The organism is Lacihabitans sp. CCS-44, from assembly GCF_024343735.1.
Classification (GTDB): Bacteria; Bacteroidota; Bacteroidia; order Cytophagales; family Spirosomataceae; genus Leadbetterella.
Map to the genome: position 1 here is coordinate 141,735 of NZ_RJUE01000002.1, position 14,690 is coordinate 156,424.

The 14,690-nt window shown below is 37.2% G+C and carries 12 protein-coding genes; 7 read left to right on the top strand and 5 right to left on the bottom strand.

Annotated features, from left to right (window positions below):
- Nucleotides 1-117: 117 nt before the first annotated feature.
- The 4 genes from EGI26_RS01985 to lhgO all read right to left on the bottom strand — a co-directional run bounded on the left by EGI26_RS01985 (nt 118) and on the right by lhgO (nt 6,563).
- Complete coding sequence (locus tag EGI26_RS01985; RefSeq protein WP_255076005.1) at nt 118-1,563, bottom strand: NADH-quinone oxidoreductase subunit N; 1,446 nt, start codon at nt 1,561-1,563, stop codon at nt 118-120.
- On the bottom strand, nt 1,563-3,131 hold the full coding sequence (locus tag EGI26_RS01990; RefSeq protein ID WP_255076006.1) for a NuoM family protein: 1,569 nt from the start codon (nt 3,129-3,131) through the stop codon (nt 1,563-1,565). Before EGI26_RS01990 ends, EGI26_RS01985 begins: the two co-directional genes overlap by 1 nt.
- 1 nt (nt 3,132) lies before the next feature.
- Nucleotides 3,133-5,274 (bottom strand): NADH-quinone oxidoreductase subunit L, encoded by a 2,142-nt coding sequence (locus tag EGI26_RS01995; protein WP_255076007.1) that lies wholly within the window; start codon nt 5,272-5,274, stop codon nt 3,133-3,135.
- Between the two features lie 86 nt (nt 5,275-5,360).
- The gene (lhgO, locus tag EGI26_RS02000) at nt 5,361-6,563 is read right to left on the bottom strand and encodes an L-2-hydroxyglutarate oxidase (protein ID WP_255076008.1); all 1,203 of its coding nucleotides are present in this window, start codon (nt 6,561-6,563) and stop codon (nt 5,361-5,363) included.
- Between the two features lie 127 nt (nt 6,564-6,690).
- On the opposite strand from lhgO, the gene EGI26_RS02005 reads away from it, so the two are divergent.
- Together EGI26_RS02005 and EGI26_RS02010 are read left to right on the top strand one after the other, a co-directional pair.
- A complete protein-coding gene (locus tag EGI26_RS02005) occupies nt 6,691-6,981 on the top strand; it encodes a hypothetical protein (RefSeq protein WP_255076009.1) in 291 nt (96 codons plus the stop codon).
- Between the two features lie 223 nt (nt 6,982-7,204).
- Nucleotides 7,205-9,280: a BatA domain-containing protein gene (locus EGI26_RS02010; protein ID WP_255076010.1), complete on the top strand. Its 2,076-nt coding sequence runs from the start codon at nt 7,205-7,207 to the stop codon at nt 9,278-9,280.
- Here the strand turns inward: EGI26_RS02010 and EGI26_RS02015 are convergent.
- The gene (locus EGI26_RS02015) at nt 9,277-10,299 is read right to left on the bottom strand and encodes a hypothetical protein (RefSeq protein ID WP_255076011.1); all 1,023 of its coding nucleotides are present in this window, start codon (nt 10,297-10,299) and stop codon (nt 9,277-9,279) included. The genes EGI26_RS02010 and EGI26_RS02015 overlap by 4 nt on opposite strands.
- Before the next feature lie 420 nt (nt 10,300-10,719).
- Here EGI26_RS02015 and EGI26_RS02020 point away from each other — a divergent pair, with 420 nt between their 5' ends.
- From EGI26_RS02020 to gatC, 5 genes are all read left to right on the top strand, one after another.
- Nucleotides 10,720-11,670: a hypothetical protein gene (locus EGI26_RS02020; RefSeq protein WP_255076012.1), complete on the top strand. Its 951-nt coding sequence runs from the start codon at nt 10,720-10,722 to the stop codon at nt 11,668-11,670.
- Between the two features lie 120 nt (nt 11,671-11,790).
- The gene (locus tag EGI26_RS02025; RefSeq protein WP_255076013.1) at nt 11,791-12,825 is read left to right on the top strand and encodes a PmoA family protein; all 1,035 of its coding nucleotides are present in this window, start codon (nt 11,791-11,793) and stop codon (nt 12,823-12,825) included.
- 70 nt (nt 12,826-12,895) lie between these two features.
- The gene (locus tag EGI26_RS02030) at nt 12,896-13,663 is read left to right on the top strand and encodes a TerC family protein (protein WP_255076015.1); all 768 of its coding nucleotides are present in this window, start codon (nt 12,896-12,898) and stop codon (nt 13,661-13,663) included.
- 1 nt (nt 13,664) lies between these two features.
- Complete coding sequence (locus EGI26_RS02035) at nt 13,665-14,411, top strand: 1-acyl-sn-glycerol-3-phosphate acyltransferase (RefSeq protein WP_255076017.1); 747 nt, start codon at nt 13,665-13,667, stop codon at nt 14,409-14,411.
- A complete protein-coding gene (gene gatC / locus EGI26_RS02040) occupies nt 14,401-14,688 on the top strand; it encodes an Asp-tRNA(Asn)/Glu-tRNA(Gln) amidotransferase subunit GatC (RefSeq protein ID WP_255076018.1) in 288 nt (95 codons plus the stop codon). The genes EGI26_RS02035 and gatC overlap by 11 nt, the downstream gene beginning before the upstream one ends.
- Nucleotides 14,689-14,690: the final 2 nt, after the last annotated feature.

Consider the following 14,690-nt stretch of genomic DNA (forward strand, 5'->3'; position numbering starts at 1 on the left):
GATCATTTGCTTTAATATTTGACGAGAAAAATGAGAAATTTGGTGGAGAGCTAAAGTGTTAGAAATTAATCGTTTAACACTGATGTGCTCTCTGACTTCTGTAAGAATTCAATTTTTTCAAAACAAAACCTTCCTAACCCATTCCGTACCAAAATCAGGATATAAAAAGAAGATTATCAGAGCTATGCTAAAGTAAGTAAGCACAAGGGTGAGGAAAAAATCCGGATTGTATCGAGGTTGATTATAGCTCTTTTTGATGAGCATAAAATACGGCACTTTTAGATAGTAATAGATTGATATGGCAGCATTTAAAAGCCCGAATATCAAAAGCCCATAGTAAACCGAGCTGTGCATAGCTTCTCCTAGATTGATGATTGATGAAAAAACCATCAGTTTGGCCATAAAGCCAATGGTAGGAGGGAGGCCAACCAAAGCCATCATGATGATGACAGCATTTAAACCTAAAAAAATATTTTTCTGGCCAATACCTTTAAAGTCTTCCATTTCATCACTTCCAGACTGTTTTTTAAGCAAATCAGCCAAGAAAAAAGCCCCCATAGTGATAGGCAAATAGGTGAGAATATAAAAGAACGCACCATAAAAATCTGTTTGAGGTCCTTTTAATACGCCAATCAATATAAATCCTGCCTGGGCAATACCCGAATATCCCAGCATTCTTTTTAGGTTGGTTTGCCACAAAGCTGCCAAATTGCCAACTATCAATGAAACGAAGATTATCAACAACAATACAGCATTAAGATCTGTGAAGTTTGCCTGCACTACCCTTGCCACCACCAATACCCCCACAGCTTTGGGTGCAAATGACAAGAACGAAATGATAGGAGTAGAAGTTACCTCATAAACATCAGGGACCCAGCTATGAAAGGGTGCTGCTGCTATTTTGAAGAATAATCCACCCAAAAACAAAAACGAAACAATTTGTAGGACAAGGGGTGAATTGGTCGAAATTGATTCTAAGAATGTTTGTTCCGCAAAGTTTAGCACGTGGCCCATTCCATAAAACAACGATATGCCGTAGAGCATAATGGCACTACTAGTGGCTCCAAAAATGAGGTATTTAATTGCCGCCTCAAAATTGGTTTTTTCATTTTTGGTGGCTACTAAAACATACGACGATATAGAAACCAATTCGATGGCAACATAAATGACCAAAAAATGGGTGGTCATCGCTAAAAAGCTTAAGCCAAGTAATATACAAAGTATCAGAAAATATATTTCACCGTCAAATTTATATTGAAACAACCTGCTATGAATCAAGAAAACAATAGTTGAAATAGCTACTAACTGTTTGAAAAACAAGCTAGTTTGGTCAATAAAGAGTAGGTCGCCATAGAGTTTTAAGCCTTCTGAAGGTAGATTTTCATAAAAATACGTTGCTGTGAAAGTGTATGCCAGAACCAACAAGAACGAAAATCGGTATGGCCATTTGGAGTCTTTTTTTTGAAAAGAAACTATTATTACTAATAGCAATATGCCCAGTAACAGAATCCACTCAGGTAAAATATGCTGTGAGCTAGTGAGTATTTCTTGTAATTCCTTCATTAAAAGAGTTGAATTACGGTAGGGTTGATGAGGTCAAAGAGTATATTTGGGAAAATTCCAAAAATCAACGTTAAAACACCAAGAACGCCTAACATGATTATCTCCTTTTGGTCGAGATCAGTCAAGTTATTCTTGAATTCCTCTTTTGTCCAAAATTCTCCAAAAAACATTTTTTGGAAAGTCCAAAGCAAATAAATGGCCGAAAGAACTATACCCAAAACTCCTAATATTGGAATAACCTTTGGGATGGTACTGGCTTGAAAACTACCAAAAAGTGTAAAAAACTCTCCAATAAAGCCAGAAAGTGAAGGTAAACCTAAGGAACCAAAAAATGCGATGGCTACCAAAACGGTGAATATCGGCATAGTTTTGGCCAAGCCTTTAAAGTTATTAATTTCTCTATTTTTAGTTCTTTCATACAAAACCCCAGCGATAAGAAATAGCATAGAAGAAAGCAATCCATGGCTAAACATCTGGAAAATAGCCCCGTTGAATCCTTCAATATTAAAAGCACCAATTCCGAGCAACACAAATCCCATGTGTGAGATAGAAGAATAAGCTATGAGTTTTTTTAGGTCTTTCTGTGCCAAGGCATTGAAACCTCCGTAAAGAATTGAAATCAAGCCCATTATACTTATTAGTAAGCCGTAATTTATGGCTATGTCTGGGAAAAACCCGTAGGCTATTCTGATGAGTCCGTAACCTCCTATTTTTAGTAAAATACCAGCCAAAACTACTGAAATAGGCGTAGGAGCTTCTACGTGGGCATCTGGCAACCAAGTATGAAAAGGTACCATCGGAAGTTTTATGCCAAAACCTATAAAAAGCAGGATAAACATAAAATCTCGAGCGTTTACGCCAAAGATTTTAATAGGGTTTTCGATGTTCAGCAATGAGCCTTTCAGCAAATTGGCTTGGTCACTAAGGATTCTGAAGTCGAAGCTAAAAACCGTTCTTTTATACTCGCTCGTAAAAAATTCATCAACATTTGACATGGCCAAAGCTATCATAACCACCAAAATCATCACAGAGCCAACAAGCGTATAAATGATAAACTTTAGGGAAGCATAGGCCTTATTTGGGCCGCCCCAAATACCGATTAAGAAATACATCGGAAGGAGCATAAATTCAAAGAAAATAAAGAATAAAAAGAAGTCTATGGCTACAAAACATCCTATAACTGTAGCTGTAAGCAGCAAAAACAAGCTGTAGTAGGCTTTTTCTTTTTTGTTTATAGAAAACGAAGAAATGTTGGCTATGAAGAAAACAACCACCGAAAGTGCCACCATGGACAAACTTAATCCGTCAATACCCACGATGTAATCTATTGACAGTATAGATGTTTTGCCCAATGTTAGCCTGATCCATTCAAAATGCTCCAAAAACTGGTAACCCGTATGGTTAGCTTCAAAACCACTAATCAGCGTGCCTAAGTTTATCAAAAGCAAAATTTGTACAATCAGAGCAATCCATCTGTATGACCCTTTGTAACTTTCGGGAAGCAACAAAATGACCATTGATGCAATCAGAGGTAATATTATCAGAGAACTTAATAAGCCAGATTGCATTTTAGAATATTATGATTTTGATAAAAACAATGCATAAAATGAGAACTACCATACCCAAAACGTATAATTGAACTTGTCCAGACTGCGATTTTCTTATTTTGTCTCCTAAGTTTTTGAGGCCAAAAGAAATCTTCAGAACCAAGCCATCTACTATTTTATCGTCAATTTTAGAACTATATTCGGACAAAGATAAAACTAATGACGTGATTTTTAGTATCAATCTATCCACAATATTGGTTTCTACTCTCTGAAAATAAGATGTAATTTCAAACTTACTCGCTTCCAAATTTTCATTACTTACACTTGCAGACAGCGGCATATTTGATGAATCTCTACTCTTTATAAACGCGGAAAATATCGTTTTATAGAATTGGTCGATATAAAGGTGGTTTTTCATTAGGCGGTAGAGTTTTCTTTGATTGCCAGTTTTGAATTCTCCCAAGTAATATCTCCTAAGTTCCTCATAAGTAGTGTTATAGCTTATGAGTAAAGCCACGATAAATAGTAATCCTACAGCTATCGGAATCCATGAAAAATGTATGTCTTCACTTTGAAAAACTTCAAGAAACCATACCTCTTCGAACGAAAACGGATTTGAGCTAAATAAAAACCAGGTAGAACAAATGGACAATCCTAGAACAGAAACGTCAAATACGCCCAGATTTCTTACAAAATTGATGACTTTTTCTTCTCCTAAAGATTCATTATCAGCATTTAATATGTCCTGAAACGACTTTATGGCTCCATCAAAAGTTCTTTTGGTAGAACTTATGATTTTATCCACCGGGCTTTCTTGTCTTTGAAAAAACACCATGACCAACTGTCGAATCATGTAGAAAGAGGTAAGAAATGAGGTAATGCCCATCATCACCGGTACCAATATTTTTATGCTTGTGATGCGATCTTTTGTGCCAAAAGCGACTGCGGCGTTCAGTAGGGAATCTTTGGACAAAAAGCCAGAAGTAAACGGCAAGCCGATTAAAGATGCAGCACAGATCAAATAAGCATAAAAAATAACAGGAAGTTTGAGAATCAAATTGCCCATTTTTCGCATGTCTTGCTCATGGTGCATATAATTTATGACAGCTCCAGCACAGAGAAATAACCCTGCCTTGAAAAATGCATGTGTGGCCAAATGAAAAAATGAAGCTCCAACTGCCCCCATACCCATACCTGCTACCATAAAACCAAGCTGTGAGATAGTAGAATAAGCCAATACTTTTTTAATATCATATTGAAAAACAGCCGAAGTGGCTGCTAGGACACTTGTCAAGCCGCCAATTAATGCTATTACTAAACCTGCATCTGGTGTGATAATGGGCGAAATTCTGCCTAATAAAAATACCCCAGCAACCACCATAGTGGCCGCATGGATAAGTGCAGAGGCAGGAGTCGGTCCTTCCATAGCGTCTGGGAGCCAAATTTGGAGTGGCAATTGTGCCGATTTGGCCGCGACTCCACCAAAAACCATCAACACGGCTAAGGTTTGAAGCCCTTCTGATGTTAGGAATGGAAAACCAAAGGCTGTTTTATCAAGATTTTCTGGTAAAAAGGCATCAAAATCAAGATTTCCATAGATTAAAAACAAAAGAAATATACCTACCATCAGAAAGGCATCTCCCATTCTGTTGATTAAAAAGGCCTTAATTGCAGCGGAATTAGCTGACTTTTTGGTGTACCAAAAGCCGATAAGCAGGTAAGAACAAAATCCTACCAGTTCCCAGAAAAGATAAAGCTGAAGTAAATTGCCAGCCAAAACTAACCCAAGCATGGAGAAGACAAATAGGTTTAAAAAGGCAAAATATCGATTGATACCGTCGTCATGCTCTAGATACTTAGTAGAGAAAAGCTTAACAAAAAAAGCAATAATCTGCACCAAAATATACATAAAGTAGGTTTGGTTGTCTATCAGTATCTTGAAATTTATACGTGTATCACCCAGATGTAACCAATTGTATGATACGCTAAAATTTTCTGTAGAAGGAACTTGTAAACTTGAGGAAAAAATAATGCCCAAAACACTAATTATAATCGAAATCCAGCCTGAGAGTTGTTTTAATACAGAATTGTTCAGGCTGAGTAGCAACACAAAGCCGACCAAATAAATGAATAAATTATAGAAAATAATAGACTCAGGATTCATGTATTTTCAGAGAGCTTTAAAAAGGCAAAACTAAATATTATAATTTAGAAAAATGAGATAATGAAACTTTATAAAAGGCAATTTCTTTAATTCAGTTGTTTTAAGGCCATTTCGGCTACAGTTTTACCAATCGAAAGCGATGAGGTGGCCGCAGGAGAAGGGGCATTCAAGACGTTGATGGCTTGCTTGTTTTCTATTATCGCAAAATCATCCAAAAGTCCGCCGTCGTAGTCGCATGCCTGAGCACGTACACCCGCACCTCCTGGCACAAGGTCGTCTTTCTGTATTTCTGGAATCAAAGCTTGCAGAGCTTTTGTAAAGGCCGATTTCGAAAACGAACGATAGTATTCCCCAATTCCTGTTTTCCAATATTTTGTAGCCACTTTTCTGAATCCCGGCCAAGCCAGCGTCTCACCAAATTCAGAAAAATCAACTGAAAGTTTCTTGTAACCTTCTCTGCGGAATGCTAAAACGGCATTTGGGCCAGCTTCTACGCCGCCATCCACCATTCTAGTAAAATGCACACCCAAGAATGGGAAATTAGGGTCTGGAACTGGGTAAATGAGGTGTTTTACCAAATACTGTTTCTCAGGTTTTATTTCATAATACTCTCCTCTGAAAGGAATTATTCTTACTTTAACTTGTTCTCTTTCAGTAAATTGTGCCACTTTGTCGGAGTAGAGCCCAGCACAGTTTATGACCAAAGTTGTATTGTAACTTCCTTTGTTGGTCACCACAGTAGAAACGCCGTTTATTTCAGAAATAGAACTTACTTTTTCTCCCAAACGAATTTCTCCGCCCATGTTTTTGATGTTTTCGGCGTATTTTTCCGAAACCGTCGTGTAATTTATGATACCTGTCTGAGGTACTTTTATTCCAGCTATACCCGCTACATGCGGCTCTATGGCTTGCAATTGTTCTTTGTTTAGTTTTTCTAAACCTTCCAAGCCATTTTGAATTCCTCTTTCATAGAGCGTGTCAAGGCTCGCCAGCTGATCTTCACTGGTGGCTACTACTATTTTGCCGCAGAGTTCGTATTTTATGTTATTCTCATTACAAAAGTCTATCAGCATGTGATAGCCCTCAATACAGTTTTTGGCTTTCAAACTTCCTGGTTTATAGTACAATCCCGAATGAATAACACCACTGTTATGGCCTGTTTGGTGTGCTGCGAGGCTATTTTCTTTTTCTACCAACAATAATCGCAAACTCGGTTTGGCTTTTTTGAGATTAAGTGCTGTAGCCAGCCCAACAATTCCTCCACCAATTACCACCACGTCATAATGCATATAAAAACAGCTTTAAAACCCTTCTTACGGGCTATTTGAAAATAAGAACCGAATAATTAAAATAAACTTTGGCTTTTTGGATTGCTCATTTTAAATTTGTGCAAATTTAAATGATATAAGTTTCATAATGAAAAAGAACATAGTATTCATTTTCTGTTTGGTGGCTTTGGCCTCTTGTGGATATCAGAAAAACAACCGATTTGAGCAGGATGATGTAAATGAGGGTAACGAATACGTTTATGGCGTTCATCCAGATTCAGTAGCTAGACAATTAAATGTAACCTATACAGCAAAGCCTGAGTTAGAAGCCCGTACGGCAGCTATCCGTGAAAAACTTTACGGTTCATCTACTCCAGCTTCAACCACAGAAACTACCGTAGCCGCTCCAGCAGCAGACAGTACAAAGGTTGGTGCTTAATTGACGATATTTTTTCTAGAAGTGATTTTACAGGAATTCTACCATGATTTTTGTAAAATCACTTTTTGTTTTTTGTGAAATCTGGTTTTTTTTGTATTTAGGGTGTAGTTTTGACGTTATTTGATGAATGCCGAGAATTAGGATTGTATTTGCAGCTTTGGGAGTTTTATTTAGTCAATATTATTGTACATTTGATACACTATAAATCTGAATTTTAGAAAATATGCAGTTTTTGTTTCCAAGTATTTTGTGGGGATTGTTAGCTTTGAGTATTCCGCTCATTGTGCATCTTTTCAATTTTCGAAGAACCAAAAAAGTGTATTTCTCCAATGTAGCTCTTCTCAAAACTGTAGAAACAAAATCTTCGGCTTTCAGAAAACTCAAGCAATTGCTTATAATGGCAGCCCGAATGCTTTTTCTAGCCTGTCTAATTTTTGCCTTCGCTCAGCCCATATTTTTTAAAAACAAAGCAAACCTGACTGCAAAGCCAGTAGGTATCAACGGCATTTATCTCGACAATTCGTTGAGCATGCAAAACACCACCGAAAGCAAACGATTCTTGGACTTGGCCATCATAAAAATCGACGAATTGCTTTCGATATTCAACAGGTCGTCCAATGTTCAGATGACCACCAACGATTTTGACGGGCAGGATCAATTTGTGACAAATGCCTCAAAAGTCAAAGACAGACTAACTACAACAGATTTTTCTGAGATTCCTCGCACGCTGGAGCAGGTATACAAAAGACAACGTTCGATTGCTCAAAAACACAATCCATCTGCTCAAAATCACTTTTTTTGGTTTTCTGATTTTCAGAAATCTACAGTGGGTAAGTTAGAAAACGTGAAGATAGATTCTAACGATAAAGTTCATTTGATACCGGTGATGGGTAAGGCTTCTCAAAATGTTTTTGTGGATTCAGTTTGGTTGAGTTTGCCAGTTGTAAGAGAAATGCAAAACAATGTATTAAATGTAAAGGTCTATAATTCAGGAAATAAGGGTGTGGAAAAATTGCCATTAAAGTTGTTTATTGACAATGTGCAAGCATCTACATCATCGGTAAATATTTCTTCTAACAGCTCCGCAACAGCTACTTTCAACTTTACGGTTAAAGAGCGGGGTGTTCACAAAGGCAAAATTTTGTTTGATGATCAGCCCATTACGTTTGACAACGACTATTATTTTGTCTTAAACGCATCGCCAACCATTCGTGTTTTGCACCTTTTTGGGCAGCGTAGTCCTCAAAATTACCTTTCCAAAATGTACGCCAACGATAGTCTGTTTAGGTACAATGCTTATTCGGTAAGCAATTTTGACCCCGGTCAGGTCCAAAATGCCGATATCGTGGTTTTGGAGGGTATATCTACGATTGAAGGAGAAACCAAATTGGCACTCGAAAATTTCCTTTCTTCTGGTGGAAGTGTGGTCATTAGCCCTTCTGAGAATCCAGTGGCGGCTAGCTATCTTGCATTTTTAGGAAAATACGGCTTTCAAAATATTGAAGTCGTGAATGAAGTACCAAGTCCTGAAAACCTTGTGGACATCAACGAACCCGACAAATCTTCGCCATTTTATGCTGATGTTTTTGAGCGAAGTTCTTTCAATAGTTTGGTAAGTTTGCCCAAATCTACACCTAAATTGCAATGGAGCGGAGCGGCCGAAAAACTATTGAGTTTCAGAAATGGCAAGGCTTTTCTTACAAGAACTAAAGTGGGCGATGGTGTGGTATATTTGTTAGCGAGTCCACTCAATTCCAAATTCGGAAATTTTGCCGAACATGCTTTTTTCGTTCCGACATTTTACAAAATGGCCTATTTAAGTAGCAAATCAGATAGATTGGCCTACAATTTTAGCGAATCGTCTATTAGTTTTTTTATGCCAAATGCACCTAAAAATGCAACATATAAACTCAAAAATGATAAGTTGGAGATTATTCCAGTGCAAAGGTTGTTGGGCAAAACACTTAACCTTACGCTGCCAAAATCTTCTGAACTTAGCGAAGGCCAGCTATTCGGTTCGGGTTTTTATGATTTGGTGATAAACGGGAAAGTGGAAAAAACGCTTGCACTTAATCACGACCATTTAGAGTCCAAACTTGATACTTATAGCTCCGAAAACCTTAGAGGTATTTTTGAAAACCAAAAGAATGTCGAAGTTTATGACGATATTTTTGACGGTAGTTTCATAGAAGCATTTAGAGATACTTCCATGGGTAAACCACTCTGGAAATACTTTGTAGTGGCTGCATTATTCTTTCTATTGGTAGAAATTCTGTTGATTCGTTTTTTGAAATCCTAAAAGGCAGTTACCATTTTTAGGCTCAATTCTACCATTTCTCCCATCGACTCGCAGGCCAAAAACGCTTTGTTTTTATAATGCTGAGACAGTTCTTTTCTAAGCTGAACCAGGTTGGCGTCTAAATGAATTTTGTCGGTCTTCATACATTCTAGCAGGTCGTGAAGCTTTACTTTTTCGTCTTTCATGCGGTGAGCTATTAAAGACCGCTCTTCTATTTGATATTGTTTCACCGACTCCGACGTCATGTATTTCATGCCCATTTCTATGATGGCATTGTTTTGTTTAAAATACTGCGGCATATACACCGACTTTGAGGCTTCGTAAGACTGTTGGTCGAAGTCTATGGCTCTTATTCGGTAGTGAAAATCTTCAAAATCTGGGGTTACGATAATCACAAAATTGGATGAATGCATATCCCCCAAAAGCCTTACAAAGCAGCGTTCGTTGAATTTTATAAATTCTTTGGTAAGCCTAATAGGGTTCAGATTGACGTCATTGAGGTGGTTTTGCATAAAAAGGTCACCTGTAATACCTGCTATGTGTTCTTCTATCAATGTTTCCTCACAAGTGAAATAAGACATCACATTCGGTGACAAAAGATGTTCTAATTCGAGCCCGTAGATTCTTGAGGCATCGGCTTTTTTGATATAAAAATAGTCGTAGTTGTCGTTTACTTTGTTGCTAATACGCACCCTAAATGGCAAAGTATTGGCGTAAGTACAAATATCCACTCTGTCCACCACTAGGTGTTTTATTACGGATTCGTCGCCATCAGTTTTGAGGTCTGCATATATGTTTTTGAGATTCTCGTAGATCTCTACAAGGTCAGTTTGAGAGTAAAACACAGTTTCCCATAGCGTATCGTTGCCGTTTTTGTCATAGAGCGTTATTTTATTATCATATCGCAACAAATCGCTGTATTTAAGTGGTGAATCTATTTCTCGTCCATTCTCTCGAAGGTATTTTCGGAGTAGTGGAGATATTTTGAAAGGTATTTTTTTCTTTGAGATGAGAGCCATTTGCTAGTTTGAATAGAGATTTAATTTTTATTTAAACAAAACTAATCTCAATATTGAAGAAAGAGACTAAAATTGAAAATTTCAATATTTTGGTGCTACAATAGTTTTTTAAAGGTTAAAGCATTAATGAAGTTCTTTTGAGTTTAAGAACAAGCTGATTAAAATTACTAAATATTTAGGACTGATTGTAAACTATTTTTTTGTTGAAAAAAAATAGTTCAATACTCAGATAATGAATGACTCCAAATTGTTAAGATATAATATATTAACTGTGCACTTAACCTTAATCCTGTAGCTTTCTGAAATATGAAGCATTTTGTTAGTTTAAGATACCTTCAGATGGAATATTAGGTAAAATAAGCTTTGAATACAAAAATAAAAATATATTTTTGTAATATTAAAACCTATAAATATAACATTATGGAAGAATCAAATAACAGTAGCAATTCGATTATTAAGGCTGGACTAATATTGGCTTTGGCCGTTGCTGCTATTTTTGGGTATTTGTATTTTAATGAGAAACAAGAAAATTCTCAGAACAACGTGTCTATCACCGAAAAAACCAACGAACTGCTACGAACCAACACCAAGTTGGACTCTATTTCGGCACAATTAGATGCCAAAATAGCCGAAATTACAGCATTAGGTGGTCAAGTGGAAGAGCTTGAAGCTCTTAAGGCGGAGTTACAAAAAGACAAAAAAGCTTTGATGTCGTCTAAAAGTTTCAATGCCAAAGAATACGAAGGCAAAATAAAGAATTATGAGGCTATGTTGCTGGAGAAAGACAGCGAAATAGCTAAATTAAAAGAAGAAAACGCAGTTCTGAACAATCAAAACCAGGTGTTGAACTCGGAGAATACAGGTCTGAAAAGTACAAATACTGACTTAAGAACAGCAAAAGAAGCATTGGCTGATTCGGTTTATAAAACTACTGTACAAAACAGAGAATTGTCAGAGAAAGTAACTTTAGCATCGGCTCTAAGACCAATGAATTATGCTGTTTCGGCTATTAACTCAAGAGGTAAGGAGCGTGACGGAGAGGAGTTTAAGGCCCGCAAAGTGGATAGAGTGAAGGTTTCGTTTAAGCTAGCAGAGAATCCTTTGACCAAAAAAGAGAACAAAACCATCTACATGAGAATGATTGACCCAACTGGCAATGTAATCTCAGACATGGCTACTGGCTCTGGGGCATTTAGTTTTGGGGGTAAAGAGACCATTTATACGGCCAAGCAAACCATTCTGTATTCCAACTCTGGACAGACGATTGAGTATATCTACAACCGTGGAGCCAATTACGAAAAAGGAGCTTACAAAATCGAGCTTTTTGCAGATGGTTTCAGAATAGGACAGACTACTTTTAATATCAAGTAGATTCAAATAGTATTATTGATAGTGATATTTAGCAATAAAAGTATCAAAAAAAGCGGTCTTAGGGTCGCTTTTTTTGTGGTTTAAAGGAGTAAATTTGATGAATATTTCAACCAAAATTTTATGAAAAAATACATATTTGTTTTTTGTTTGCTATCTGTTGCCGCTCTGGCACAAAAACCTGTAAAAATCACTTCTCTACCTGCCGACAAAAAAGTGGAAGTAAAGATTGGAGGTACGCTGTTTACTAACTATTTCTATCCTGGCAAAGATGTGCTTAAAAAGGCTGTTTTATACCCAGTTTTAAGTCCAAAAGGTACTTTGATTACTCGTGGATGGCCGCTGGATCCTCGTAAAAACGAAAGAGTAGACCACCCGCATCATGTGGGCGTGTGGCTCAACTATGAGTCGGCCAATGGTCATGATTTTTGGAACAACTCCATAGAAGTAGAAAAAGCCAAAGACAAACGTACATTTGGTACAATAGTGCACACAGGTATCACGAAAATGAAATCTGGTAAAAAGAAAGGTGAGTTAGTTGTAACGGCTGATTGGTTGGATAAGGATGGCAATAAAATGTTGGAAGAAACCACAAGGTTTGTGTTTGAAGGAAACGGAACTTCTAATATTGTAGACAGAATAACGACTTTAACAGCAGTGGTGGACAAAGTAGTTTTTAAAGACGTAAAAGACGGATTGTTTGCCATTAGGTTGGCCAGAGAGTTGGAACTGCCGAGCAATAAGCCCGAAGTATTTACAGACGCTGCTGGCCTAGCCACCAAAGTGCCTGTGATGAACAATGAGGGAGTTACTGGGGATTACCTAAACGCACAAGGAATAAAAGGGGAGGATACTTGGAGCAAACGCTCAGAATGGGTGACTTTACAAGGAAAAATAGAAAAAGAAGACATTTCTGTGACTATTATTGATCATCCTACCAATATTAATTATCCTTCCTATTGGCATTCAAGAGGTTACGGATTATTTAGTGTGAATCCACTTGGTGAAAAAGCATTTACAAATGGTGCCAAAGAGACCAACAAGACCATTTCAAAAGGTGAATCCATTACGTTTAAGTACCGTTTGGCGGTGAGTTCGTCGAAACTAAGCTCTAGCGAAATAGAGCAAATGACTGAAAACTTCGCTAAAAGGTATTAAAAATGTATGAGCGGTGGGTTTGATATTGAAAATTTGGTAATTTTGTAAAATTCTTTTTTATAAAATTACTATGCAAGAACTTTTAACTACGGCAGCTCTTACCAGTGTACTGACTCTTACCATATTAGAAATAATATTGGGGGTTGATAATATCATTTTCATTTCTATTATCTCAGGCAAGCTTCCTGCCGCTGAACAGGCTAAAGCACGAAACATCGGTTTGGTTTCTGCCATGTTTATTCGTATCGGTCTTTTGTTTTTATTGGGTTTTATTTTGGGTCTCGAAAAGGACCTATTTAATCTTCAAGATTTGGGTTTGCCTTTTGATATGGGTATGACCGGTAAGGACCTTATATTGTTAGGTGGAGGTTTATTTCTTTTATATAAATCCACTTCTGAAATCCACCACAAATTAGAGGGGAAAGAGGATGATTTGGATTCTACAAAAAAAGGCTCATCAAGCTTGACAAAAGCCGTTATTGACATTTCGATAATAAACATTATATTCTCTATAGATTCTATCATAACGGCCGTAGGTATGACCAACATCATATCAGTTATGGCTGCGTCGGTCGTACTTTCTACAGTTGCTATGTTGCTTTTTGCCAAAAACGTTGGTGATTTTGTAGATAAACATCCTACAGTAAAGGTGTTGGCATTATCATTTTTGGTGATGATAGGTACATTGTTGGTAGCGGAGGCTTTCCACGTACACGTGCCAAAAGGCTACGTGTATTTTGCGATGGCCTTCTCTTTCTTGGTAGAAATGCTCAACATCAAAATGCGTACGAATTCTAAAAAGCCGGTGAAACTACACACCCATGTGAAGGAAGATTAATATGCAAAAAAAGCGTATTGGTGTTTTAACCTATCTGTTTAACTTCTGGTGTATCGCTTGGTTGGTCATAGTTTACTTGGCCTTGTTTCCGTTTATTTTTATTTGCATAAAAGTAAAAAAACTCAATAGTTTCGGCACAAAACTGACCAACATTTGGGCAGATATATTTTTTGTGATTGTGGGGATGCCGATACAGATAGAACACAGATTTAAGCCAGATCGCAATAAGAATTATGTTTTTGTGGCCAATCACTTTTCATATTTGGACGTAGCGGTAGGTATGAAAGTGGTCCGTAACTATTTCTCTTACATGGGCAAAAGTTCGGTGAAAAACATTCCCTTGTTGGGCTATATGTTTGCCAAGTTGCATATACAAGTAGATAGGGGAGACAAAGAAAGTCGTTCTAAGTCTATGATGCGTTCAATGAAGGCTTTGGATTCTGGCCGAAGTTTATTCATTATGCCCGAGGGAGGTATTATAAGTCAGGAAATTCCGAAAATGCACCAACCCTTCAAAGATGGAGCTTTTTTGTTGGCCATTGGTTCTAAAGTTCCGATTGTTCCAATAACTTTCTTAAATTTGTACGAAATAATGCCTGATAAAACGATATTTTGGGGATTGCCCAAAGTGATTGTTCATGAGCCTATAGATACTTCTAATTATTCAAAAGAAAATGTAGAAGAGCTCAAAACTAAGGTATATCAGGTGATTCAAACCGAGCTAGACGCTTATAAAAATGGAAATTGACTTAGAAACAATACGTAAAATTGCACACTTGGCTAGACTAGAACTCAAGCCAGAAGAAGAACAGCAGATGTCAGGCGATTTTGCCAAGATATTGGACTGGATGAATCAATTAAACGAGCTTGATACGAGCAATGTGGAGCCGCTCATGCACATGCATCAAGGTATTAATGTTTTCAGAAAAGACATTGCTAAAAATGATTTGACAAAAAAAGAGGGGCTTGTAAATGCCCCTCAGAAAAACGACGATTATATAATGGTGCCTAAAGTAATGGAATAATC